This window comes from Acidovorax sp. NB1, from assembly GCF_005405905.1.
In the GTDB taxonomy this organism is placed as follows: Bacteria; Pseudomonadota; Gammaproteobacteria; order Burkholderiales; family Burkholderiaceae_C; genus Acidovorax.
Map to the genome: position 1 here is coordinate 395832 of NZ_BJHU01000035.1, position 25017 is coordinate 420848.

General features: G+C 66.7%; 25 protein-coding genes. 3 read left to right on the forward strand and 22 right to left on the reverse strand.

Annotated elements, in window-relative coordinates; genetic code table 11:
* Positions 1-79 precede the first annotated feature (79 nt).
* From AvAM_RS19385 to AvAM_RS19440, 11 genes are all read right to left on the reverse strand, one after another.
* Entirely contained in the window at positions 80-292 is a 213-nt protein-coding gene (locus AvAM_RS19385) for a DUF2788 domain-containing protein (RefSeq protein ID WP_137748564.1), read from the reverse strand.
* Positions 289-1143, reverse strand: a complete 855-nt coding sequence (locus AvAM_RS19390) for a DUF2189 domain-containing protein (protein ID WP_137748565.1) — start codon at positions 1141-1143, stop codon at positions 289-291. Before AvAM_RS19390 ends, AvAM_RS19385 begins: the two co-directional genes overlap by 4 nt.
* Before the next feature lie 256 nt (positions 1144-1399).
* Positions 1400-2107, reverse strand: a complete 708-nt coding sequence (locus AvAM_RS19400; RefSeq protein ID WP_137748567.1) for an HAD-IA family hydrolase — start codon at positions 2105-2107, stop codon at positions 1400-1402.
* A 100-nt stretch (positions 2108-2207) separates the two neighbouring features.
* A complete protein-coding gene (locus AvAM_RS19405) occupies positions 2208-3284 on the reverse strand; it encodes a LacI family DNA-binding transcriptional regulator (RefSeq protein ID WP_137748568.1) in 1077 nt (358 codons plus the stop codon).
* On the reverse strand, positions 3281-4306 hold the full coding sequence (locus AvAM_RS19410; RefSeq protein WP_137748569.1) for a D-glycerate dehydrogenase: 1026 nt from the start codon (positions 4304-4306) through the stop codon (positions 3281-3283). Before AvAM_RS19410 ends, AvAM_RS19405 begins: the two co-directional genes overlap by 4 nt.
* On the reverse strand, positions 4303-5253 hold the full coding sequence (locus AvAM_RS19415) for a sugar kinase (protein WP_137748570.1): 951 nt from the start codon (positions 5251-5253) through the stop codon (positions 4303-4305). The genes AvAM_RS19410 and AvAM_RS19415 overlap by 4 nt, the downstream gene beginning before the upstream one ends.
* Positions 5250-5996 carry a sugar phosphate isomerase/epimerase gene (locus AvAM_RS19420; protein WP_137748571.1) on the reverse strand — a complete coding sequence of 249 codons (747 nt, stop codon included), beginning with the start codon at positions 5994-5996 and terminating at the stop codon, positions 5250-5252. The genes AvAM_RS19415 and AvAM_RS19420 overlap by 4 nt, the downstream gene beginning before the upstream one ends.
* A 62-nt stretch (positions 5997-6058) precedes the next feature.
* Entirely contained in the window at positions 6059-6838 is a 780-nt protein-coding gene (locus AvAM_RS19425; RefSeq protein WP_060984970.1) for an amino acid ABC transporter ATP-binding protein, read from the reverse strand.
* A gap of 27 nt (positions 6839-6865) precedes the next feature.
* On the reverse strand, positions 6866-7672 hold the full coding sequence (locus AvAM_RS19430) for a transporter substrate-binding domain-containing protein (protein WP_015014908.1): 807 nt from the start codon (positions 7670-7672) through the stop codon (positions 6866-6868).
* Between the two features lie 63 nt (positions 7673-7735).
* On the reverse strand, positions 7736-8389 hold the full coding sequence (locus AvAM_RS19435) for an amino acid ABC transporter permease (RefSeq protein WP_015014909.1): 654 nt from the start codon (positions 8387-8389) through the stop codon (positions 7736-7738).
* An 11-nt stretch (positions 8390-8400) separates the two neighbouring features.
* Complete coding sequence (locus AvAM_RS19440; RefSeq protein WP_015014910.1) at positions 8401-9072, reverse strand: amino acid ABC transporter permease; 672 nt, start codon at positions 9070-9072, stop codon at positions 8401-8403.
* 202 nt (positions 9073-9274) lie between these two features.
* Between AvAM_RS19440 and hemH the strand changes: the two genes are divergently transcribed.
* Both hemH and AvAM_RS19450 read left to right on the forward strand, forming a co-directional pair.
* Complete coding sequence (gene hemH / locus AvAM_RS19445; protein WP_137748572.1) at positions 9275-10387, forward strand: ferrochelatase; 1113 nt, start codon at positions 9275-9277, stop codon at positions 10385-10387.
* Positions 10388-10521: 134 nt separating this feature from the next.
* Positions 10522-13014, forward strand: coding sequence for a Lon protease family protein (locus AvAM_RS19450; RefSeq protein WP_137748573.1), 2493 nt, complete (start codon positions 10522-10524; stop codon positions 13012-13014).
* A gap of 85 nt (positions 13015-13099) precedes the next feature.
* Here the strand turns inward: AvAM_RS19450 and AvAM_RS19455 are convergent, their stop codons facing one another.
* The 8 genes from AvAM_RS19455 to AvAM_RS19490 form a co-directional block, all read right to left on the reverse strand.
* Positions 13100-14317: a PIN domain-containing protein gene (locus AvAM_RS19455; RefSeq protein WP_137748574.1), complete on the reverse strand. Its 1218-nt coding sequence runs from the start codon at positions 14315-14317 to the stop codon at positions 13100-13102.
* A 113-nt stretch (positions 14318-14430) separates the two neighbouring features.
* Positions 14431-15318, reverse strand: a complete 888-nt coding sequence (locus tag AvAM_RS19460) for an alpha/beta fold hydrolase (RefSeq protein WP_137748575.1) — start codon at positions 15316-15318, stop codon at positions 14431-14433.
* A gap of 248 nt (positions 15319-15566) precedes the next feature.
* Positions 15567-16442 carry an alpha/beta fold hydrolase gene (locus AvAM_RS19465; protein WP_137748576.1) on the reverse strand — a complete coding sequence of 292 codons (876 nt, stop codon included), beginning with the start codon at positions 16440-16442 and terminating at the stop codon, positions 15567-15569.
* A 94-nt stretch (positions 16443-16536) separates the two neighbouring features.
* On the reverse strand, positions 16537-18081 hold the full coding sequence (locus AvAM_RS19470) for a carotenoid oxygenase family protein (RefSeq protein WP_137748577.1): 1545 nt from the start codon (positions 18079-18081) through the stop codon (positions 16537-16539).
* A 19-nt stretch (positions 18082-18100) separates the two neighbouring features.
* A complete protein-coding gene (locus AvAM_RS19475; protein WP_137748578.1) occupies positions 18101-18520 on the reverse strand; it encodes a DUF2141 domain-containing protein in 420 nt (139 codons plus the stop codon).
* Positions 18521-18572: 52 nt separating this feature from the next.
* Complete coding sequence (locus tag AvAM_RS19480; protein ID WP_137748579.1) at positions 18573-19010, reverse strand: hypothetical protein; 438 nt, start codon at positions 19008-19010, stop codon at positions 18573-18575.
* A 23-nt stretch (positions 19011-19033) separates the two neighbouring features.
* Positions 19034-19621 (reverse strand): hypothetical protein, encoded by a 588-nt coding sequence (locus AvAM_RS19485; protein WP_137748580.1) that lies wholly within the window; start codon positions 19619-19621, stop codon positions 19034-19036.
* Between the two features lie 163 nt (positions 19622-19784).
* Entirely contained in the window at positions 19785-20486 is a 702-nt protein-coding gene (locus AvAM_RS19490; RefSeq protein ID WP_137748581.1) for a class I SAM-dependent methyltransferase, read from the reverse strand.
* A gap of 99 nt (positions 20487-20585) precedes the next feature.
* Between AvAM_RS19490 and AvAM_RS19495 the strand changes: the two genes are divergently transcribed.
* On the forward strand, positions 20586-21467 hold the full coding sequence (locus AvAM_RS19495) for a LysR family transcriptional regulator (RefSeq protein ID WP_137748582.1): 882 nt from the start codon (positions 20586-20588) through the stop codon (positions 21465-21467).
* A 34-nt stretch (positions 21468-21501) separates the two neighbouring features.
* On the opposite strand, the gene AvAM_RS19500 is transcribed toward AvAM_RS19495, so the two are convergent.
* The 3 genes from AvAM_RS19500 to AvAM_RS19510 all read right to left on the reverse strand — a co-directional run bounded on the left by AvAM_RS19500 (position 21502) and on the right by AvAM_RS19510 (position 24753).
* On the reverse strand, positions 21502-22419 hold the full coding sequence (locus tag AvAM_RS19500; protein ID WP_137748583.1) for an alpha/beta hydrolase: 918 nt from the start codon (positions 22417-22419) through the stop codon (positions 21502-21504).
* 14 nt (positions 22420-22433) lie between these two features.
* On the reverse strand, positions 22434-23201 hold the full coding sequence (locus tag AvAM_RS19505) for a coniferyl-alcohol dehydrogenase (RefSeq protein WP_137748584.1): 768 nt from the start codon (positions 23199-23201) through the stop codon (positions 22434-22436).
* A gap of 76 nt (positions 23202-23277) precedes the next feature.
* Positions 23278-24753, reverse strand: a complete 1476-nt coding sequence (locus AvAM_RS19510) for a benzaldehyde dehydrogenase (RefSeq protein ID WP_137748585.1) — start codon at positions 24751-24753, stop codon at positions 23278-23280.
* Between the last annotated feature and the right edge of the window lie 264 nt (positions 24754-25017).

Below are 25017 nucleotides of genomic sequence, written 5' to 3' on the forward strand. Positions count from 1 at the left end.
AGGGCGGGCCGCGCGACCCGTTGGTCGGGCGCCGAGGGAGAGATCAGGGCGACCCCGCCCGCCTCACAAGCCAGCCGCTTCACTTCTCCAGCCACCACTGAATCACCACCTTGGCCAGGAACCCCAGAAACCCCACGCCCAGGCCCAGGAAGAGCACAAAGGTGCCAAAGCGCCCCGCCTTGGACTCCCACGCCAGCTGCCCGATGATGAACAGCATGTAGACGATGAACGCCCCCACGCCGTAGGTGAGGAAGAAACCCGAGATCTGCGCCTCGGTAAAGCCAAAAATCACGATGCCCCTCCAGGCGTGCGCACCGGTGCAGCGGATGCGGCCAGGTCGCGCTCGGGCAGGCTGGAGGCGTCCACCAGGTCGCGGTAGGCGTGCCAGCTCGCGTGGCCCAGCATGGGCATCACGGCGATCAGGCCCAGCAGCAGCGAGCCCAGGCCCAGCAAGGTAAAGCCCAGGATGATCGCCGCCCAGAACGCCATGGGCAGCGGGTTGACCACCACGGCCTGCCAGCTGGTCAGCACCGCTTGCAGCAGCGTGGCGCGGCGGTCCAGCAGCAGGGGCATGGCCACCACGCTGGACGCAAAAATCGGCGCGGCCATCAGGCTGCCCAGCGCCAGCCAGATTTCAAACAGCCAGCCCTCGCGCGCCATGACCACATGGCGCAGAAAGTCGAGCGGCGTCTCGATGGGCACGGGCGCCAGCAGGGTGATGAGCGCCGCCGATGTCATGACCCAGCCCGAGGCCGCCAGCGCCAGCAAGGCACCAAACTGCACCATGCACCAGTAGTCGTTGCCCCATTTGTTCACATGGCTGTTCTGCCAGTTGAACCAGGTCTTGAGCACCACGCCCAGGTTGGCGCTTTCGCGGCGCTCCAGCGCGCGGCTCAGCGCATACAGGCTGGTGGCCAGCACGGGCGCCACCACCAGAAAACCCGACAACGCCCCCGCCAGCAGCCAAAACCGGTGGTGCGCCACCGCAAAGATGGCGGCCCCGAACAGCGTGAGTGCCAGGCCATGGGCAAAACTGATCCAGCCCGCCCGCGCCATGTCGCGCCAGGCCAGCACCAGCCAGGTCATGGGCTGCATCAGGCCGATGGTGCGGATGGCGGGCAACGGGGGGGGATTACGGGGCATGGTGGGAGGGGTCGCTGAGCGACGCTGGAGTGTGACGTTATCGGGCCGCAGCATCAACCGCCGCGCGCCCAAACCTTGACCTGGGGCAAGAAGCAATTCGGGAGCCCGTCATTGCGCCACCCAGTGGTTTATGGCTGCACAAGCCCGTGCAACTGGCGCTGCCCAAGCCAGGGACGCCGAGCAAGGGCCGCCCCGCAGCAAGGGCGTCGTCCCCTCGGGGGGAAGGCGCCGAAGGCGACACAGGGGGGCGCCCATTTCAAGCCAACAGTCGGCACAGCGCAGTGAGGCTGTCCACCGTGGCATGCGGCTGCACGTCGTCGTGCGGCCAGGGGTGGTTGGCGCTGTTGATCCACACCGCCTGCATGCCTGCATTGAGCGCGCCCTGCGCATCCAGCGTGGCGTCGTCGCCCACGTGCAGCACCTCGTGGGGCAGCACATCGACGGCCGTGGCGGCGGCGTGGAAGATGCGCGCATCGGGCTTGGCCACGCCAAACTCCGACGCGCTGATGCTGTGGCGGAAATAGTGGCCGATGCCGATGCGGTGCACATCGGCATTGCCGTTGGACACCGCCACCACCGGGTAACGCGCCGACAAAAAAGCCAGCGTGTCGTGTGCATCGTCAAACAGCTCCACGCGCATGCGCTCGGCAAAGAACAGGTCAAACGCCGGTTCGGCCAGCGCGGGCTCGTCACCGGCCTGCGTCAGCGCCAGGCGGATGGACTCGCGCCGCAGCCCGCTCAGGTCGTGCAGCAGGTCGGGCCGCAGCGCCACCATCTGGTTGCGGATGGCGCGCAGCGATTCGGTACTGGAGAACAGGGCCGCCGTGGCCGGGGCATGGTGCGTGAGCCAGTCCAGCAGCACGTTTTCAGCCCGCGTGATGGTGGGCCAGATGGGCCAGAGCGTGTCGTCCAGGTCGATGGAGATGGCGCGGATGCGGGAGGTGTCCAGAGAAGGATTTGGCACAGGGCACACCTGAAGGATGAAGGCAAAAAAAGAGGCCCCGGCGACACGCCGAGGCGAGGGCCGCAAAGCATACCGCAGGCCTTTGCGGAATGCAGTGCGTTCAACCCGGGTCCGGCGCGCCCGCAGGCCCCAACGAAGATCCGCGCACCACCAGCAGGCCGGGCAGCAGGCTCTCGCGCGCGGGGCCTTCCAAGCCATTGATGCGCTCCAGCAGGCACTGCGCCGCACGTTGCCCGATGGCATCGGTGGGCTGGGCCACGGCGCTCAGGCCAGGCCGGATCAACGAAGCCCATTCAGGGTCGTCAAAGCCCACAAAGCCCAGCTGTTGCCCAAACGTCCACCCCATGCGCGAGACGGCCGCAGCGACCCGCAGCGTGACCACCGAATTGCCCGCCACCACCGCGCAGCGCTCACCGGGCCGGGCCTGCCGCAGCAGATCGGTGAGTGCCTGATCCAGCACCTCATCGCCCTGCTCCGCCGCCAGCTCCAGCACTGTGCCGCGCACTGCCGATCCCTTGGACGACACCAGCGCACGGAAGGCCTCCGTGCGCTCGATGCGGGAACTCACGCCCAGCAAGGGTTGGGTGATGTAGAGCAGGCGCTGCCAGCCTTGCTGCTGCAGGTGGGCACAGGCTTCACGCATGGCGCCCAGGTTGTCCAGCGAGACGAAGTCTGCCGCGAGCCCGGCGTGGCGCCGGTCCACCAGCACGGCGGGTTTGCCGTGCAGGGTGTTCACATCCGCCTGTCCTTCACCTTGCCCCAGCGTGTTGAGGATGAAACCATCCACCTGGTAGCTGGCCAACGCGTCTATGGCCGCGCGCTCGCGTTCGCGGTCGTTGCCCAGGTTGAACAGCATGACCAGGTAGCCCGCGTCCTGACAGGCCTTCTCGGCGCCGCGCAACACGGCCACCGAATAGGGGTTGGTGATGTCGGCCACCACCAGGCCAATGAGCCGCGAGCGGCCGTGGCTCAGCGCCTGGGCCATGGGGCTGGGCACATAGGCCAGCTTGGCGATGGCCGCCTCGACCCGCGCGGCAATGTCGGGGCTGAGCAGGCGTTCGCGGTGGTTGAAGTAACGCGACACCGTGGCCTTGGACACACCGGCCTCGGCCGCCACATCGGCGATGGTGGGACGGACGCGCGGCGCGGTGGAGGGCGCGGGTGTCGGCGGGCTCATGCGGGCACGGCGTTGTACACAGCAGCGGGCCGTTCGCCCGCCAGGGCCTGCAGCAGGTTGGTGGTGGCCAACGCGGCCATGGCATGGCGCGTGTCGTGCGTGGCCGATCCAATGTGCGGCAGCGGGGTCACGCGCGGGTGGGTGCGCAGGGGCGACGCCAGCGGCAGCGGCTCGGTGGCAAATACATCGAGCCCCGCTGCGCGCAGCGGGCCATGGTCCAGCGCGTGCAGCAGGTGTTGCTCCACCACGGTGGCGCCCCGGCCGCCATTGATGAAGATGGCGCCGGGCTTCATGGCCGCAAACAGTTCGGCGTTGACCATGCCCCGTGTGCTGTCCGACAAGGGCAGCATGGCCACCACAAAGTCCGACTGCGCCAGCAGCGCAGGCAGCGGCGTGTGGATGGCCTTGCCCTGTAACTCAGGGGCCTGGGTCGCCAGGTCCACCGGGCGGCGGGCGTGGTACATCACCGGCATGCCGAACCCCAGTGCGGCGCGGCGCGCCACGGCCTGGCCAATGCGGCCAAATCCGAGCAGGCCCAGCGTCTTGCCATGCACATCGCTGCCAAACAGGTCTTCTCCAATATTCTTGGTCCACCGGCCCTCGCGCACCAGCTGCGACAGCTCCACCAGCCTGCGGCTGGTGGCCATGAGGAGGGCAAACACCGAGTCTGCCACCGTTTCGTCGAGCACTCCGGGGGTGTGGCACAGCATGATGCCGCGCGCCTGCAGCACGTCCAGCGCGTAGTTGTCCACGCCCACCGAAATGCTGGACACCGCCTGCAGCCGGGGCGCACGTGCCAGCACGGCGGCATCGATGGGAAAGCTGGAGCCGATGAGCCCATGCGCCTGCGCCAGCGCTGCGTCAAACCGCGCGCGCTCGTCGGGCTTGCGCGGGTCGGCCACTGTCACGTCGTGCACGGCAGTCAACCGCGCGAGCTGGTCGGGCGGCAGCTCGCGAAACACCAGCACTTGCTTGCGCGCTGGGCTTGTGCTGCCGTCTGTTGAAGGTAGCGGCAGGCTCACAGGCCCGCCTCCTGCAGCTGGGCGCGGGTGGGCAGCCCCTCGGTGTCGCCCAGCACCTGCACGGCGCGGGCACCAATCCAGGCGCCACGGCGCACGGCGGCGGGCACAGTCAGGCCTTCCAGCAAAGCGCTGATCACGCCCACCGCAAAGCCATCACCCGCGCCCACGGTGTCCACCACCTGGGCCACGGGCACGCCGGGCACGCGGCCGGTGCCGGCCACGTCGCTGTCGTAGTACGCGCCCTCGGGCCCGAGCTTGACCACCACCAGCTTGGCGCCGCGCTCACGGTAAAAGCGTGCCACGCCCTCTGGAGTGGTTTCGCCGGTCAAAAACACGCCCTCTTCCATGCCCGGCAGCACCCAGTCGGCATAGGTGGCCAGGGTGTTGATCCAGTGGCGCATGGTCTCGGGCGACGACCACAAAGTGGGGCGCAGGTTGGGGTCGAAGGAGATGGTGCGGCCTGCAGCACGCATCACCTCCAGCGTGCGGATGGCGGCCTGCAGGCTGGTGTCGGAGATGGCGGCAAACACGCCTGTGGCATGCAGGTGGCGTGCAGACCGAAGCCAGGGCTCGTCCACATCGGCGGGCCCCATCTGGCTGGCGGCGGAGCCCTTGCGGTGGTATTCCACCTGCGGGTCGCGGCCATCCATCACGCGCTCTTTGAACTGGAAGCCCGTGCGCTGCGTGGCATCGCACACCACGTGCGAGCAATCTATGCCTTCGCCCTGCATGGCGGCCAGCAGCGCGCGGCCCATGGAGTCGGTGCCCAGGCGGCTAGCCCAGCCTACCTTCAGGCCCAGGCGCGCCAGGCCAATGGCCACATTGGTCTCGGCCCCGGCCGTGCGCTTGTGAAAGCCGGTGGCGTTCTCCAGCGGGCCCGGCTCGTTGGCTACCAGCAGCAGCATGGCCTCGCCAAACAGTGCAACGTCAGAAGCCGGGGCGGTCATGCAGCCTCCCGTGCCGCGCGGATGAAGGCCACCTGCTCGCGCGTGATGGCCACCAGGTCATCCCCCACCAGCGGGTATTCAATGGCATGCGGCACATTGGCAGGCAAGGCACGCAACACGGCGCGCCAGGGCGCCAGCGAATCGGCCAGCGGCACCGCCACCCACTTGGCGGGCAGGCGCTGCACGCCCTTGCAATGCACATAGCGCACATAGGGCGCCAGGGCCTGCGCGGCCTGCAGCGGGCATTCGCCCTGCCAGTGCCAGTTGCCCATGTCAAAGGTCATACCCAAATCAAGCCCGGCCTGCGCCTGGGCCGCAAAAAACGCCTGCATGGCGGCGAGCGTGCCTGCGGTGGCGGTCTGGTCGTTCTCGATCACCAGCTCCACCTGCGGGGCGGCCTGCAGCAGGGCCTTGAGGCGTTGCAGCGAGGCATGCGACGAAGGGCTAAAGCCACCAACCGACATCTTCAGGCGCGGCGCGCGCAACACCTGCGCAGCCTGCGCGCCGCGCGCCAGGGCTGCTTCGTCCAATTCGCCCTGCTGGGTCCACAAGCCTTCGGGGCTGGAGTACACCGCTGCCCGGCCCGCCAGCGCGGGCAGCTCAGCAGCCGCGTCACGCAGCAGTTCGCCACGCACCTCCACACCGTCCGCGCCCGCTTGCTGGGCCAGGTCGGTGCACCACAGCTGGCCGTGGCGACCGGTTTCGGCCGCGCCGAAGGAGGACAGGGAAATCAATACCTTCATGTGTTTCTTTCAGGCTCCGCCCCACCGGGGCAGAGGCCATCAACCGCACGACCTGCCAGGTCTCAATGTGCGTGGTGGGAAGTCAGGATCTGGCCCAGGAACTGCCGCGTCTTGTCGTGCTGCGGCTGGCCAAAGAACTGCTGCGGCGGCGCCTGCTCCAGGATCTTGCCGTCGGCCATGAAGATCACCCGGTCGGCCACGCTGCGGGCAAAGCCCATTTCGTGCGTCACGCACAGCATGGTCATGCCGTCTTCGGCCAGGCTAATCATGGTGTCCAGCACTTCCTTGACCATCTCGGGGTCGAGCGCCGAGGTGGGTTCGTCAAACAGCATCACCTTGGGCGCCATGCACAGCGCACGCGCAATGGCCACGCGCTGCTGCTGCCCGCCCGACAGCTGGCTGGGGTGCTTGTGCGCCTGCTCGGGGATGCGCACGCGGGTCAGGTACTTCATGGCCACTTCTTCGGCCTGGGCCTTGCTCATGCCCCGTGACCGCATGGGGGCCAGCGTGCAATTTTCCAGAATGGTCAGGTGCGGGAACAGGTTGAACTGCTGAAACACCATGCCCACTTCAGCGCGCACAGCGTCCACGTTCTTGCCGCCGGCGGTCAGGTCAATGCCATCGACCTCAATGCGGCCCTTTTGCACCGTCTCCAGCCGGTTGATGCAGCGGATCAGCGTGGACTTGCCCGAGCCCGATGGCCCGCAGATCACGATGCGCTCGCCGGGCCGCACCGACAGGTTGATGTCGGTGAGCACCTGGAAGCTGTCGTACCACTTGTTGACCCCTTCCATGCGGATGATCGGCGGCGTGCCGGGGGCGGTCGTGACTGCGTCGCTCATCAATGGCTCCTTATCGTTCAGGCAGGCTTACTGCAGCTTGGGCAAGTCAGCGCCCAGCCACTTTTGGTACAGCTTGTTCAGCTCGCCATTGGCGGTGTTGCGGGCCACAAAGTCGTTCACGGCCTTGGTCAGCTCGTCCTGGCCGGGGCGCAGGGCAATGCCCATGGCTTGCTGCAGCAGGTTGAACTTGTTCTCGAAGGTGTTGGCGGGCACGCGCTTGGCGATCTGCGCTGCCACGGTGACCGAGCAGCCAATCGCATCGACCTGGCCCGAGATCAGCGCCTGCATGGCCGATGCGTCGTCGTCAAAGCGGCGGATCTCGGTGCCCTCAGGGGCGGCCTTGGTCACGGCCACGTCTTGGGTGCTGGCACGGGCCACGCCCACGCGCACGGTCTTCAGGTCGGCAGCGCTCTTGATGTTGGCGCCGGTCTTGCCGTACAGCACGATGGTCGCGGCCGCATAGGGCTGCGAGAACTGCACCTGCTTGGCACGCTCAGGCGTGATAGCGAGCGAGGCCACCAGCACATCAACCTTGTTGGTCAGCAAAAACGGGATGCGATTGGGGCCGGTGACGGGCACGATGTTGGCCTTCACGCCCAGGTCCTTGGCCAGCAGCTTGGCCACGTCGGCGTCGTAGCCGTCGGGCTGGTTTTGTGCGTTGGTGGTGCCGTAGGGCGGAAAGTCCACCAGCATGCCGATGGTGATCTCACCCTTCTTCTTGATGTCCGCCACGGACTGTGCCGAGGCCAGCGGCGCAAACGCCGTGAGGGCGGCGCCCAGGCCCAAGGCTGCCAAAGCGGCGGTAGCGGTGCGGCGTTGCAAAGAAAAAGTCATCGCATGTCTCCTGGTGGTTGGTGTGAACGAGAACAGAAAGAAAAGAAGGTTGCGGCGCGTGGGTCAGCGCGCCAGAGCACGGGCGCGCTTGCGCTCCATGCGTGCAGCCAGCAGCGACAGCGGCCAGCAGATCACGAAGTACAGCGCGGCCACGGTGGTGAACACATGCAGCGGCTGAAAGGTAGCGTTGTTGATGATCTGCCCGGCCCGCGTGATCTCAGTAAAGCCGATGATGGCGGCCAGCGACGTGCCCTTGATGATCTGCACCATGTAGCCCACCGTGGGCGGCAGCGCAATCTTGAAAGCCTGGGGCAGCACCACAAACCGCATGCGGGCCACGTACTTGAGGTTTAGGGCCTGCGCGGCCTCCCACTGGCCACGTGGCACTGCCTCGATACAGCCGCGCCAGATCTCGGCCAGAAAGGCCGCGCTGTTGAGCACCAGCGCCACGCCCGCCGCCACCCAGGGGTTGATGTCAAACCCCAACACGGGTGCGCCAAAGAAGATGAGGAACAGCTGCAGCAGCAGCGGCGTGCCCTGAAACACCTGGATGAACACGCGCGCCGCATTGCGTGCCGCAGCGTTCTCTGAGGTGCGCGACAGCGCCACCACCAGCCCCAGCAGCGCACCGCCCACAAAGGCAATGGCCGACAGCGCCAGCGTCCACTGCGCGGCCTGCACGATGAAAAGAAACTCGGAGAGTCCGAAGGTACGCATGGTCGGTCTCCTTATCGGCGGTCGGGGTAGTTAAGGACGCGCTGATAAATCAGCTTGAACAGCGCCGAGAAACTCAGCGCCAGCGCCAGGTAGATGGCCGTCACCACGATGTAGATCTCGAAGCTGCGGAAGGTCTGCGACTGCAGGTTGGCCGCCACCGAGGTCAGGTCGTCCGCCGAGATCACCGACACCACGGCCGAACTGAGCATCAGCAGGATGAACTGGCTGGTGAGCGCCGGGTAGATGGCCTTGAGCGCGGGCTTGAGGATCACAAACCGAAAGATCTCCCACGGCTTGAGGTTGAGCGCCTTGCCCGCCTCGATCTGCCCCTTGGGGATGGACTCGATGCCCGCCCGCACGATCTCGGCCGCATACGCACCCAGGTTCACCACCATGGCGGTGAGCGCTGCGGTGTAAGGCGACCAGCGCAGGCCGATGGACGGCAGCGCAAAGAAGAAGAAAAACAGCTGCACCAGAAACGGCGTGTTGCGGATGACCTCGATGTACGCGTTGATCAAAAACCGCAGCCAGCCCGGCCCGCCGGTCTTGCCCCAGGCGCAAAAGATGGCCACCACCAGCCCCAGCAAAGTGGCGGTGAGCGACAGCTGCACGGTGATCCAGGTGCCCTTGAGCAGCAAGGGCCACGCGGCAAACACGGCATCGAACTGGAACTGGTAATTCACGGTGGACAGTCGTTATTCCGAAGTGGCGCCAGTTTATGAAACCGGTTTCATAACCACATCAGGGAATACCCGATGCGCCCAAAAACGGGGCTGCAAACACCTCAAGTCGCCATGCTTTTCCCTGCTCTCGGAGGCGGTGGTGCGCCAGGCCGCAAATAGGCGCCCGGCCCGCACTGGCCTGGCGCGTGGGTGAAAATGCCGCATGCCTTCCTTCCACCCCGAACCCCCTTACACCCACGGCCAGGCCGACCGCACCGCCGTGCTGCTGTGCAACCTGGGCACCCCCGACGAAGCCACGGCCCCGGCGGTGCGCCGGTATCTGGCGCAATTCCTGGGCGACCACCGCGTGGTGGAGATCCCCAAGCTGCTGTGGTGGCCCATCCTGCACGGCATCATCCTGCGCACCCGCCCGGCCAAGTCGGCCGCCAAATACGCCAGCATCTGGAGGCCCGAGGGCTCGCCCCTGGCGCACTGGACGGCCAAGCAGGCCACGCTGCTGCGCGGCTGGCTGGGCGAGGCGGGCCACAACGTGCTGGTGCGGCATGCCATGCGCTACGGCAACCCGTCCATCGCCAGCCAGCTCGACGCCCTCAAGGCCGAAGGCGCCACGCGCATCCTCATCCTGCCCCTGTACCCGCAGTACTCCGCCACCACCACGGCCAGCGTGTTCGATGCCGTGTATGCCTGGGCCGCGCGCACCCGCAATGTGCCCGAGCTGCGCTTCGTCAACCGCTACCACGATGCCCCCGGCTACATCGACGCCCTCGCCCGCACCATCGAAACGCACTGGAAGCACCACGGCCAGCCCGACCAGCTGGTGATGAGCTTTCATGGTGTGCCCGAACGCACCTTGCACCTGGGCGACCCCTACCACTGCGAGGCCCGCAAAACCGGCCGCCTGCTGGCCGAACGCCTGGGCCTGCGCGAGGATCGCTATCGCATCACCTTCCAGTCGCGTTTTGGCAAGGCCAAGTGGCTGGAGCCCTACACCCAGCCCACCATCGAGGCGCTGGGCAAGGCGGGCACGCGGCGGGTGGACGTGGTGTGCCCCGGCTTCACCAGCGACTGCCTGGAGACGCTGGAAGAGATCAACATGGAAGTGCGCGAGGCGTTTTTGCACGCGGGCGGGCAAGAGTTTCACTACATCCCCTGCCTGAACGACAACAACCACTGGATCACCGCTCTGAGCCGCGTCGCCCAGCAGCACCTGGCGGGCTGGCCCACCGAGGCCCCCACCGCCGCCGCGCTGGCCGACGCGCGCAGCCACGCGCTGGCGGGTGGCGCGCCTGCCGGGGCCTGCCCCGTGGCCCATTGATCGTTTACTATCATTTTGATAGCCTAAAAGGCATATCCATCGCGCGCAGACGGCCTTTTTTATTCATATTTTGAAGGCTGCAGCGCCGCTGGCACCGCCCAGCGCTGCGGCCTGCCCCACCCACATTCCGCCCCATGCCCGCCCTTGCCCTCGCCCCCCACCAGCTGCGGCTGACCGTTGACCCCACCACGCTGGGCTTTGCCAGCACGGCCGAACTGCAAGACCTGCCCCTGCCCTGGATCGGCCAGGAGCGCGCGCAGGCCGCCGCCCAGTTTGGCCTGGGCCTGCACCAGCCCGACTACCACCTGTTTGTGCTGGGCGAAGTGGGCAGCGGCCGCACCTCGCTGCTGCGCCAGGCCATGCAGGCGGCGGCCAGCCAGCGCGCCGTGCCGCCCGACCTGTGCTACCTGCACCACTTCGACCAGCCCGACCGCCCCCGCGCGCTGCGCCTGCCTGCGGGCCAGGGCCGCCAGCTGCGCCAAGGCATGGCCGACATGGCCAAGAACCTGCAGGCCGACATCCCCAAGCGCCTTGCCGCCGCCGACTTCAAGGCCGAGGCCGAGCGCATCGAGAAAACCTGGCAGGCGCAAGAAGGCGAGGCCTTTGCGCAGCTCGACGCGTTTGCCGAGGCGCGCCAATTCCGCCTGTCGCGCGAAGGCGGGCAGATGGTCTTCACCCTCACCGGCCCCAAGGGCCAGCCGCTGACCGAAGCCGAAGCCCGCGCCCTGCCCCGCGAGCGCCGCGCCGAGATCGACGCCGCTGAGCAGGAGCTGCGGGCCGAGATTGCCAAGTTTCTCGAAGCCGCCCGCCCGCTGGAGCGCGCCCGCGACGACGCCCTGGCCGCCCTGCGCCGCCAGATGGTCAAGCCCCTGGTGGAACACGCCCTGCACGACATCCGCCAGGGCCTGCGCAAGCAGATCAAGGACACCGTCAAGCTCACGCACTGGCTCGACCAGGTGGAGCAAGCGGTGCTGGACAACATCGACCTGTTCGAGCCCGTGGATGCCGAACGAGGTGGAGACCACGGCACCGACGCCGAAGACGACCGCAAGGACGCGCTCGATGACCTGCTGGCCCGCTGCCAGGTGAACCTGGTGGTGGACAACCATGGCCGCAACGCCGCCCCCGTGGTGGTGGAAGACAACCCCACCGTGCGCACGCTGTTTGGCAGCATCGAACACGGCTCGGAGGCCGACACCGTGCAGGCCGACCACACCGGCATCCACGCGGGCAGCCTGCTCAAGGCGCACGGCGGCTTCATCCAGCTGCACCTGCACGACCTGGCCGCCGAAGAAGGCCTGTGGCAGCGGCTGCGCCGCTTCTTGCGCTGCGGCCGCCTGCAGATTGAAGAAGGCGGCGGCGGCCCGGGCCATGGCCCCGCAGGCACCGTGGCACTACAGCCCGAGCCGGTGGACGTGGACGTGAAGATCGTGCTGATCGGATCGGTGGACGAGTACTACGCCCTGCAGGACGCCGACCCCGACGCCGCGCGCCGCTTCCGCGTGAAGGTGGATTTTTCAGACCACTTTGCCGCCACGCCCGCCACCCACCACGCCACCGCCATCCTGGCGGCGCAAGTCTGCAAAAAACGCGGCCTGCCCCACTTCGGCCCCGACGCCGTGGCCCTGCTGCTGGAGCAAACCCACCGCGAGGCCGACGACCAGCGCCGCCAGAGCGCACGCTTTGCGCACACCGAAGCGCTGGCCATCGAAAGCGCCGCGCTGTGCAAGGCGCGCGGCGGCACGCTGGTGCAGGCAGACGACGTGTTGGCCGCCCTGGCCGCCCGCACCCAGCGCCACAACCAGCCCGAAGAAGAACTGCACGACTCCATCACCGAAGGCGAGCGCCTGATCTCGCTGGCGGGCTCCATCACCGGCCAGATCAACGCCATGACGCAGATCGACCTGGGCGACTACCGCTTCGGCTTTCCGGTGCGCATCACCGCGCGCACCTTTGCCGGGCAAGAGGGCCTGCTCAACATCGAGCGCGAGGTCGATATGTCCGGCCCCATCCACGACAAGGGCGTGCTCATCCTGCACAGCTACCTCACCGCCCTATTCAGCCACGTCGCGCCGCTGGCACTCAACGCGTCCATCGTGTTCGAGCAGGAATACAGCGGCGTGGAAGGCGACTCGGCCTCGTGCGCCGAGCTGTACGCGCTGCTGTCCAGCCTGTCAGGCCTGCCCCTGCGCCAGGGCATCGCCGTGACCGGCGCATTGAACCAGCACGGCGAGGTGCTGCCCGTGGGCGGCATCAACGAAAAGATCGAAGGCTGGTTCCGCGCCTGCGCAACAGCAGGGCTGGACGGCACCCACGGCGTGCTGATCCCCGCCCGCAACCAGCGCCACCTGATGTTGGACCGCAGCGTGCTGGACGCGGTGGAGCGCGGGCTGTTCCATGTCTACACCATGGGGCACGTGAGCGAGGGGATTGCGCTGCTGACGGGCGAGGCATCGGGCATGAGCCCGGCGGAGTTGTTGCAGGCGCAGGCCGATGAGCTGGCCGGGGGGGCGGCTACGGTGGAGGACACGGTGATGCAGCGGGCGGAGGTGACGCTGCGGGCGTATCGGAGGGCTTGTCAGGTGGCTGGGGGTGCGCGGAGGGGGCGTGGGGGTCGAAGGCAGTAGGTAGGCCAATGTGCCGCGAGATTGAATGCTCGGGGTTCGAGCTGCTTGGCAGCGGTTGCGCTCACCTTCACGGTCCAGCATGGGATCACTCGTCTTCTTCTTCCTCTTCCTCTTCAATGTCCCACTGGGGACTGACTTCGCCGAAATCCACTGTGATGTAACGGCTTTTACCCTTTACCCAGACCTCTGCCTCTATCAGTTGAGCGTCGGCAGCGAGGTCGCCCTCGAAGGTTAATAGGACGTTGAACGTCCGGTTCGTCGTGGCTTTTGACCGAGCGGATCCGATTGGAACCTGATCCTTATCCACTGAGTCTCTTACTGAGAAAGTGATGTCAGCAACCACCTCAATTTCAACTTTGACTTCCGCTTCCACCACGATCTCAGTTTCGCTAGGCTTGTCAACAACTCTGAATGGTCCAGCGAGATATGCAATGGTGTCGAGCTCTACGGCCTTGACCACTGCCTCAAATACGTCAACTTCAAAGTCATAAGCCGATCCCATCTCCGGGATGAAGACCGAGCGATCAATCTCGCTTTCGATGACTCCACGAATAGCATCTATTAAGTCAAGTTGGCCGCTCGCAACTCGCTCCACCAACCTAGCGCAAGCGACGTTCGCGTTCTGGTGGAAGTAGCCAAGTGCTTGGGCTAAATCGTCAATTGCTACGAGATGCTCTGAGGTACTCGCAAACCTCTTCCAGTCCGCATCCCTTGAGACAGCAAGGAGCACTGTACCTTTTTCGCTCGCCCAGTTCTCTAGAGCTTGCAGCGCGATGGCATCGGGGAACTCGTTCTTTTTGAGAGCGGACTTGCCAAACGGTGGCTTCGATGAAAAGTAGTCTTCGAGCATGCGGGCAACGTCAACACGCGGACTGGAACTAATAATCACTGCTCCTACGGCTTCAACGAACGCGTTAAAGCGGCGATACGCCAATGCGTCGGGTTTTTCTTTGCCGAAAAGTAGCTCCAACGCATCGTCCCGTTGAGCATTGCTCACCTGCCAACTCTTGCCGACCTCCTTGAGTGCGGCCGTCACCTTAGACCGCGCCTCCGCAGCCTCTTGTGCGACGTGTCTGCGCACCTCCCCCGCAACCACATCAGATAAGACAAAAAGTACTTCGGTTGTATTGAACTGCGCGATTCGAGGAAGCAGACCGTGTTCGAACCGATTTCCATTTCCATCAAACACGGATGTATCCAGTGTTATCGCGTTGATTTCGTTGTTTGCTATTGCACGCCTAATCTCTTCAGCGGACCACTCCATATCGCCCCTCTTCTCTTCATTTTCGGTAAGCAGACACATCGCCTCTCGTGGGCGCAGACTCTCCGCCCGATTGGATACCTGTCAGTAGAAAGCGACCGTACCGACGGAAAGCAGGCGTCGGCCAGATCGAAACCAAGGCGTGGAGCAACCCCCTACGCAGCCCCCACACGCGCCCGCAGCCACACCACAACATCCCCTGTCACCTCATCCCGATTCGTCTCATTCAAGATCTCATGCCGCGCCGCCGGGTACAGCTTGACCGTCACATCGGCCACACCGGCATCCCGATACCGCTGCCCCAGTTGCTCCAATAAGACCCCGCCTGCGGCCAGCGGGTCTGCGTCGCCGGATGCGATGAGGATGGGCAAATCGCTGCGGATGCGCGCGAGCAGCGCGGGGTCGGCCAGCCGCGGTGCGGGGGCGAAGAGTGAGGGGATCACGTCGGGCGGCACGTCCCAGCCGCACCACGGGTCGGCCACGTAGGCATCGACCTCGGCGGCGTCGCGCGACAGCCATTCGTAGCCGGTGCGGTGTTCAAAGCCTGCGTTGAAGGCTGCGAGCCCGGCGGGCGCGTCGGCGGGGGCGTTGGCCATGGCGGCAGCAAACAGGTCGAGGGCGGTGGAGCCTGACAGGATGACGCCGGACCAGGTGGATGAATGGTCCAGGATGGCCGCCTGCGCTGCGAACGAGCCCATGGAGTGGCCGAACAAAAAAAGTGGAAGCTGCTGCGGCCCATGCTGCGCACGCAACAGTGCGCCGAACTGCGCCACGTCGGCAATGAGGCCGCCGAAGCCAGCGCTGCCAAAGTCACCCAGCTTGCCACCGGCTGTGCGCCCGTGGCCGCGATGGTCCACGGCGTGGACGATGAAGCCTGCGGCGTTCAGCGCCCGCGCAAAGCGGTCGTAGCGCTCGCCATGCTCGGCCAAGCCGTGGGAGATTTGCACGACGCCCACTGGTTGGCCCAGGGTTTCAGCCCAGGTGTAGGTGGTGACCTGGGTGCCGTCTGCATTGGACTGGAAGGAGGAGGTGGTGGTGCTCATCGTTTCATTCTGGCACGGGGTCTGGCGAGCACGCCACGATGAAATTGCCATGGGTGCGACCTTCACCGCGTGCAGCAGCCCCGCTCAGCAACACGCGTTGCGGGACCAGCGGCAACCCATGGCCTGCATCCGCCCTTGTGCGCCTTGCCTACCGGCTGGAGCAACGCACATGGCTTTTTTCTTGGATCAAAATGGCGCCCTCCGCGCATCTGCATTCATTGTTAGCTATCCAATTTATAGCAAACAGACTATCCACCAGATTGCACGCCCTGTGTGCACGCCCCCGGCAACCCGCCAGCCGCAGGCGCACACCCCGGCGCCGCAGCGCGCGCCGCGCGGGCAGCCTGCAACGCATCGCGAATTGCCTGCACCACGGCTTCGGGCTTCTCCAAGGGGATGCCGTGCCCGCTGTCCACCCACACCTGGGTGGAGCCGGGGTAGAGATGGGCGAAATCGGCGCGCTTTCGTTGCACATCGTCGGCCAGCGCTGGTGAAGCCCCCGGGGTGCGCAGTGCGCTGAGCACAAACACGGGCACAGTGGGGTCCACCGGCAGGCTGGCAACGAGTTGCCCGGTGGCATCCAGCGCTGCCAGCTCTTGTTTGACCACGTCAGAGGTGCTGAGGCGGAAGGCCAGTTTCAGCCAGGTCGGCCACAGGTCGGGGTTGCCCGCACCGCGCATCTGGTCGGGGTGGGTGGAGTCCACCAGCACCAGCGCCGCCACCTCGCCCGGGTATTTGCGCGCAAACAGCTGCATGTACAGCCCGCCCAGCGAATGGCCCACCAGCACGTAGGGCGGGGGCAGCTTGCGGGCTTTCAGCAGTGTCCGCAGTTCTTCGACCACATGGGCTCCGTCGCGGGGGGCGGGCGATGCCTCGCTGTGGCCATAGCCTGCGCGGTTGTAGGCCAGCGCGGTGGTCTGCTGCACGGTGTCGGGCCAGACCTTGGCCCACCAATCGAGGCGAGCCCCCAGCCCGTTTTCGAACACCACCACGGGTGCGCCCTGCCCCGCCAGGGCGTGTTCCACCTCGCGCCCGCCCGCTGCGTCGGTCACCACGCCAGGCACGGTGGCGCAGCCTGCCAGACACACGGACAACCACAAGCCCACCAATCGCCATCTTTTCATTTCGCCTTGACCATTTTGTTGAGTGAAGTCGCCCCGCCTGCCGGTGCAAACCAGGGCGTTTGAAAACCAGCCGGGGGCACGCCAAGGACGCGCATCACGCCGCCACAAACACGCCGTGCAGCCCCAGCGGCAGCGCATACGGCAGCGTGGCCTGCGCCACGGGGCCGTCGGCCAATGCATCGGCTGCAAAACACGACAGCAGGGTTTGCTTGCGGGCGTAGTCCAGCGCGGTGCCCAGCACCCAGCCGGGGCCGCGCGCGTCGGGCACCCAGACATGTTCTTCCACGATGGTGTGGGGGCCGTAGCGGTAGCGCTGCGAGGCGCCGGTTTCCACATTGGTGGTGGCAATGGCGCCCCACAGCGGCAGGCCGCCCTGCGTGCTGGTGACATGCACAACCTGGCGGTGCCGCAGCCCCACCCGCCGGGGGTCGATGCGCGGAAACTCCGCCTCCACCCCCAGGCTGGCCTGGGTGGCCTGGCCGGTGCGCAGGTCCAGGCGGGCCACGGTCAACACGGGGCCTGCAGAACCGGCAAGCCGGGCCCGCATCACCTCGCGCGTGTCGGTGAGGACGCCGGACGCATCGGCGGCGCGGGCGTAGTCGAGGTGGATGACTGTGCCGGTGCTGTCGGTGCCACCATCGCCGCTGCTGGTGTGCTCCTCCCAGGCATTGCCCAGGTGGAACAGGAAACCTGCGGGCAGGTGGAACATCTGCTGCCGCTTCCAGTCCTGCTTGTTCACCACCAGGGCGCGCATGCCCAGCTCGGGCCGCCACTGGTGCGCGTCGAGCACACTGGCCCCTGCCAAGCGGCGCTGGGCGTCGTACACCAGCGGCGGCAGCAGGAAGACGAGGTGCCCGGCCGTAACCGCAAAGTCGTGGACCATGGGCATGTCGCTGAGCGGGAACGCATCAGCGCGCCGCAGCACCCCGTCCGGGCCGATCTCATACAGCAGCAACAGGCCGTGGTGGGCGTCCACGCCAAAGTTCCAGATCGTTCCGTCAGCCTCCACGCGGGGGTGGGCTGAAAACGGCACGCCCGCCAGGTCTGCGCGCCAGGTCTTGAGGCCCCGGGTCTCCAGCGTGCGCGGGTCGAGGCGGGTGGCCGAGCCGCCCTCCCACAGCGCCAGCACCTCGTCGCCCACGGGCAGCATGCTGATGTTGGCGGGGTTCATGCTGTCGGGCGCGCTGGGCGGTTCGCGGCCCGGGAACACGGTGCCAAAGCCTTCGGTCAACCGGCGGCCCGCGCGGACCTCGGCCAGCCGCTTGGCCGTGGCCACATAACGGCCCTGGTGGTGCACCCGGTTGCCTTCGATCACAAACCGGTGCGCCATCCCGTCGCCATCAAACCAGTGCTGGTAACGCTCCCCACCCAGGTCGTGGCCCGCCGGGCCCACGCGGTACAGCGTGCCCGCCACGGCATCTGGAAAGCGCCCGCGCACCGACGCTGCCGCCAGCGGAAAGTCTGCCGCAGCAGTCGCAAACGCGGGCTTCCAGTGCGCCCGGGAGGACTCGAACTGGGTGTGCCAGCTGGCGGATGCGTCTTGTTTTGGGGCTTGCGCATGCGCCGCCCAAGGCGCGAGCCACGGGCCAGCGCCAGCGGCCACAAGCCGCAGCATCAGGTCACGGCGATGTGGGGACATGGATGCGTCTCCAGAGGGGTCAGCGCAGGCGGATGGTGATGCCGTGGTCCGCATCGAGCACCACCGCTGCAGCGTCAAAGCTGGGCGGGCCCATGCGGCCCCGTGCGTCGTTGGAGAAGCCGTACCGCTCCGTGGGCAGGCCCAGCAGGTTGGTGTCGAGCTTGGCGTTGCCGTTCTCGTCGGCAAACGACTTGACCACGTAGCGCCCGGCGGGCAAGCCGCTGAACACGAGCTGCGCAGCGCCCTCGCGCAACTCGGCCTTTTGCGAGACCACCGCCTGGTTGCTGGCAAACGCATCGGCCGAGTCAAACACGGCCAGGTAGAGCGTTGCTGGTGCGGCGGGGCCGTCGGTCACGCTGACCCGCAGGTCGGCAGCGCTGGCGGCCAGGGGCAGGCATGCCGCAGCGATGCACAGGGCGGTGGTGTGTAGCCGCTTCATGGGGATCTTGGTGTGGGGTTGCGCGGATGGCGGGCAGGTGGGCAGGTGGGCTTCAGCACCGCCCCGCTGCCTTCAGCAAGGCGTTGCATTCCGGGGCTGCGCTGCGGCCACGGGCGGCAGGTGCGGCAGGTGTCGCAGGTGCTGTGGTCCCCTGGTTGGTGCTGCTGTTTTTGCCCGCCACCATGGCCGTGCACACGGCATCGGAATGGGGCGTCTGCCCAAAACTCATGGCCTTTTGGAAGCCCGTGGCGCCATACAGGTAGCAGCGGTAGGCCATGCCGTCGAGGGTGTTGACGGTGTAGTTGATGCGGCCACCGGTTTCCTCCTCGCGGTCGGTGATGGTGAACTGGCCGACAGACCGCCCGATGGCCTGGCCTGTGCGCTGCTCCAGGCCCTTCTGGTCGAGGGTGGAGGCGCAGCCCGAGAGCAGGGCCAGGGCGGCAACGGCGGGTGCCATCAGCGAAAGTAAAGGGTGCGTGGAAGTCTTCATGGGGTTCCTTGGTTTCATCGGTTTCATCGGGTGAAGCAGTTGTCTGCAGACAGGGTTGCCACGCTCGCGGCCACCGCTGACAGCGTGGGTTGGGTGCTGGGAATCTCGTCGCCCAGCAGGCACAGCCGGTTGGCGGCGGGCAGTGCCCAGATGGCGCCGGACCGCGTGCCCGTGACCGTGTGCAGCTCGCCCCAACGGGCCGCCATTGCCGGGTTGGCGTCAGACCGCGCGAAGCTCACCACCCCGAGCTTGCTCGGGCCCACCTGTTGTGATGCGCCCGCACAGCCGTTGCCCGCAAAGATCAAGACGCCTTCGTAGTAGTCAACCGTGGCCCGCCCGGTGGTGCGCGCCCGCAGCGTCTTCTTGAACGACTGCGCCCCCACCTGGATGCAGCCCTTCTGCACCCAGTCTCCTTCCAGCGCGCTGATGCTTGCCACTGGTGCCATGCCCGCCGCGCCGCCGCCCCATCCCCCATCGGACAGGGCCACATCGCCATCACCACCGCTGCGCCCGCTGCAAGCCCCCAGAGGCAAAGTGAGCCCCAGGGCCAAGGTGACCAGGGCAGCAGGCACCATGGCCGCACGGGGCAACGGCGAAAAAGAAGGAGGCATTGGGCACAACGCTGTCATACAAAGCTCCTTGGTGAATTGGGGGAAGAAGAAGGAAAAGAAAAAGGAGAAGAAGGAGAAGCAGGCGCGCAGCAGCCCGCCACCGGCCCAGCCCTGCGGGCGCGGCCGTGGTCACGGTGTGTTCAGAAAGGGGAAGAGTGGGCGGTCAGCCCGGCTTGCGGGCCACGATGAAGACCCGGATGTCCTTGCCCCGGGTGCCATGGCGTTCGACGGACACGACCTCCAGCCCCTGGCGCACAAAGGCTGCCTGCAGTTGCTGGGCGTCGAAGCACAGCACCTTTGGCGCCTTGCCAATGGCCTGCATCAGCGGCAGCGCCAGGCGGGGGATGAGCGGGTTCATCTCGGTGATGCACGGCGTCTTGGAGATCAGCAGGCCGCCCGGCCGCAAGGCCCGCACCAGCAGCTTGAGCACATGGTCCAGGTCTTCCACCAGGTGCAGCATGCTGAAGGCCAGCACCACGTCGTACGCGCCCTGCCCTTGCCCCGGCGCGTCGGCATCGGCCACCGCAAACCCCAGTTGCGGCACGGGCTGGGCGGCCAGCCGCTCCTGGGCAATGGTGATCATCCCGGGCGAGACATCGGTGGCCAGCATGCGCCCTGTGAAGGGCGCCAGCCGCATGGCGGTGCTGCCCGTGCCACAACCAACTTCCAGCACATCCGCTGCGGGAGGCAGCAGCGCTTGCACGCGCTGCAACGTGGCCTCGTAGCCCGCCATGTCGGCAATGGGCTCGGCGGCGTATTTGGGAGCGATGCGGTCCCAGAAGCGGGCCTTGCGGGCAAAGAGGGAGGCACTCGCCTCCGCATGTGGCGTGGCACGGAGGGCCGGAGCGATGGAGGGCGTTGGCATGGGCTGGCGGGGCATCGGGCGTTGATCGATACCGGAATGCTATCCATGCAAAACCCCGCAGGGAACGCCTTAAATTGCAGTGAACATATACATTTACGCATGAACAACCTCGACTGGAACCAGCTCAAGGCGTTTCTGGAAACCGCAGAAACCGGATCGCTCTCGGCCGCCGCCCGCAAGCTGGGGCTGACCCAGCCCACCCTGAGCCGCCAGGTGGCCGCCATCGAACAGCACATGGGCGTGACCCTGTTCGAGCGTGTGGGCAAGGCCATGGTGCTCACCCCCACCGGGCTCGACCTGCTGGAACACGCCCGTGCCATGGGCACAGCCGCAGAGGCGCTGGGCCTGGCGGCGACGGGCCGGTCTGAGGCGGTGGGCGGTGTGGTGTCGGTGTCGGCCACCGACGCCGTGGCAGCCTACCTGCTGCCGCCCATCATGCAGCGGCTGCGCGACCAGGAGCCCGGCATCGCTGTCGAAGTGGTCTCATCCAACGCGCTCAGCGACTTGCTGCGCCGAGAGGCCGACATTGCCATCCGCCACGTCAAGCCCGAGCAACCCGAGCTGATCGCCCGCCTGGTGCGGGAGGCCCAAGCCAACTTCTATGCATCGGAAAACTGGGTGGCCACCTACGGCCACCCACGCAGCGCCGAAGAAGCCGCCCACCTTCCCTTTGTGGGCTCCGACCGCAACGGCCGGTACCTGGAGTACCTGCGCCAGTACGGGCTGAATCTGAGCGAGGACAACTTCAGCTGCTACTCCGACCACACCGTGGCCCACTGGGCGCTGGTGCGGCAGGGCATGGGTATTGGCGCCATGATGAAAGAGATCGCGCGCAAGACCCCGGGCATGGTCCGCGTGCTGGACGATTTGCCGCCCGTGCGGTTTCCCATCTGGCTGGTGTCACACCGCGAGCTGCGTACCTCACGGCGGATACGGGTGGTGTTTGAGGCATTGGCCGAGGGCTTGCTGGACGAGGACTGAGTACGGGTTGGCGCAGCGCTGCCACCGACAAATTTCACCCGCCCTGCGCACTGCGCTGGCGCGCAGCGATGAACCGGCCCGCCTGCTCCAGCGAGGCCAGTGCCTCATCCAGCACCGGCGCAAACAACTGCCAGCAGTGCACCATGCCGTCCCACACGGTGCAGTCCGCCTCCACATCTGCAGCCTGCAAGCGCGCGGCCATGGTCACGGCATCGTCGCGCAAGCGCTCTCGGCTGCCCACCTGCAGTTGCACGGGTGGCAGCCCCCGCAGGTCGGCGCTGTAGAACGGCGTAACCGTGGGCGAACGCACGTCCCCGCCGGGCACATACATGGCGTTGAAAAAGCCCATCAGCTCGCGGGTGATGAAGGGGTCGTCCACTGTGTGATGGGACGCACCCTCGGACGCCAGGTCCAGCGCGGGCGACAGGGCTACAACGGCTGCAGGCAGAGGCAGGCCCAGGTCGCGGGCACGCAAGGCGGTAGACAGCGCCAGATTGCCACCCGCCGAGTCGCCCATCAGCGCGATGGCCGACGCGGCATAGCCCTGCGCCAGCGCCCATTGGTAGGCGGCCAGTGCATCGTCGTGCGCGGCGGGGGCCGGGTGCTCGGGGGCCAGGCGGTAGTCCACGTTGAGCACGCGCGCACCACAGAACTGCGCCAGGTACGAGCACAGCGCCCGGTGCGAGGTGAGCGAGCCAAAAACGAACCCGCCCGCGTGGTAGTAGATGACCAGCTTGCGCGGGTCGGCCTGCGGCGTGCTGTGCAGCTCGGCTGCCATCGTGCGGCCTGCACCGTTGGGAATGCGCAGCGCCTGGATGGGCAGCCCCTGCGCCAGGGGCATTTGCGAGTTGCTGGCATCAAACCACGCGCGCAATTGCGCAGGGGTGGCCTGCGCGGGTGGCGGGTTTTGTGCGGCCATCTGCAGGATGGCTTCAAGCTGTTGTGCGGACATGGTTGGCCTGTGGTTCAGATGTACGTGGAAGCCAGCCCGCCATCCACCGGCAGGTTGATGCCGCTCACCCAGCGCGATGCATCGCTGCACAGGAAGGCAATCACCGGAGCCACTTCGTCGCTGAAGGCGGGGCGCTTCATGCGGTGCGCGTCTTTCTCCACGCGGTCCTGCCCCAGCATCTGCACAAAGTCGCCCAGGATGGGCGTGAACACCGGGCCGGGGGCCACGCAGTTCATGCGCACGCCGCGCTCCATGAAGATCTTTTGCGACTGGGTGTACGTCCACACGATCAGCGCTTCTTTGAAGTGCTGGTAGCAGGTCTCTTGCGGCACGGGGTTTGCAGCCAGCCACTTCGCGCCTTCTTCAAAGCTGCTGGTGGCACCCAGGGCGCGGTGCAGCTCCAGCCGCGCTGGCCACTCGGCCCCCAGGATGGATGAGATATTGACGATGGAGCCGCCCTCGCCCATGCGCTCCAGCACGCGGTGGGTGAAGTGGCGCAGGCCCAGGTAGTTGACGCGGCCCACCAGGTCGGCGGGCGATGTACCGGGCACGCCCGCAATGTTGGCCAGCGCATCAATGCGGGCGGGCAGCTGCGCCACAGCCGCATCGATGGCGGCGGGGTCGCCCAGGTCCACCTGCACAAAACCGTCAAGCGTGAGGGTGGGCGCATTGCGGTCTACGCCGATCACACGGGCGCCCTGCTGGCGGGCGAGCTTGGCAAAGTCTGCGCCGATGCCGGAACAGCAGCCGGTGACGACAATGGTTTTGTTGTTGAGGGTCATGAAAGTTGTCTCCTGATTTTTTGTGTTGGGGACACAAGCCCCCGGAACAGCCAAGCCGCACCGGGGGCTTGGGATGTCAGAACGGGAACACGGGCACCGTGTCCTTCACCGTGATCCACTGCCACTGCGTGTATTCATCAATGTCGGCAGGCCCGCCCACACTGCCCCCGTTGCCGCCCACACCAGGGCCGCCAAAGGGGTTGGTGCATTCGTCGTTCACCGTCTGGTCGTTGATGTGCACCATGCCCGCGCGCAGCCGCTGGCCGATGGCCATGGCGCGGCCCACGCTGGGGCTGATGACGGCGGCCGCCAGCCCGCCCTGGCTGGTGTTGGCCAGTTGCACGGCCTCGTCATCAGTGCGGAAGGTGACGAGGTTGGCCACCGGGCCAAACGGCTCTTCATCAAACGAACGGATGCCGGGCTTGACGCCCGAGAGCACCGTGGGCTTGTAGCCCAGGCCCTCGTAGGTACCGCCCGCTTCGAGCTTCGCGCCCTGGGCCACGCTGTCCTTGATCACGCTGTCAAAGCGCTGCAGTTGCTTGGCGTCGATCATCGGCCCCAGGGCCACCTGGCCGCTGGCGCCATCGCCCACGGGCAGGTGCGTGGCCTTGCCCACCATGCGCTGCAGAATGCCTTCGGCAATCGACTCGTGCACCAGGATGCGGTTGGATGCCATGCAAATCTGCCCCTGGTGGAACCACGCGCCAAACGCTGCAGCACTGGCCGCAGCGTCCAGGTCGGCATCTTCCAGAATGATGAGGTTGTTGGCCCCGCCCAGCTCCAGCGACACCTTCTTGAGGTGCTGCCCGGCCAGCGCGCCAATGCGGCGGCCCACGGCAGGCGAACCGGTGAAGGCGATCATGGGCACGCGCTCGTCCACCACCAGCGCCTCGCCCGCCTCGGCGTCGCCCGGCACCACCTGCAGCAAGCCCTTGGGCAGGCCTGCCTCTTCAAACACCCGGGCCATGATGAAGCCGCCGCTCACCGGGGTGCGCGTGTCGGGCTTGAGCACCACCGCATTGCCCAGCGCCAGCGCAGGCGCCACCGACCGCAAGCCCAGGATGAGCGGGAAGTTGAACGGCGAGATCACGCCCACCACACCATGCGGCACGCGCCGCGCGATGGACAGGCGGCCCGGCGTGCTGGGCAGCACCTGGCCTTGTGCCTGCATGGGCAGGGCCGCAGCCAGGTGGCACAGCGTGATGGCCTCACGCACCTCGTGCTGGCCCTTGGGCACGATGCCGCCGGTTTCGCGGGCAATGGCCATGGCCAGCTCGTCGAAGTGGTGCTCAAAAATGCTGGCCGCACGGTGGAACACCGCTGCGCGCTCGCGCGGGCCCTGCGCAGCCCACGCGGCCTGTGCTTGTGTAGCCCGGCCAATGGCGGCCTGCATGTCGGCCGCGCTGGCAATACCCACCGTGCCGAGCACCTGGCCGGTGGCGGGCTCGGTCACGTTGCGCTCGCCACTCAATGTGGTGTTCCATGCGCCATCAAAGGCCTTGCCCGCCCACAGGCGGTTGTCCAGCAGGCCCGGTTTTTCTGACATTCCCATTGCTTTGCTCCTTGGTGCGTTGTTGGTTGCTTGCTTGCTCGCTCGCCAGATTGGCGTTGCAGCCACCCCGCTCACAGCGCGGCGGTGTGGCCTGTTTTTGCAACGTGCGTACCAGCCAGCCGTGCGCCAGCCCGCGCAAGGGGCCCAAAGCGGGTGTTTTTCAGAGGGAGCGCTACGGACTTTCCCTAGTCAACCAGCGCGCTGGCATGGGCGACTTTCGGGCGCCAAATAGTTACCATCAATCACCAAATTCAGCACATGCAA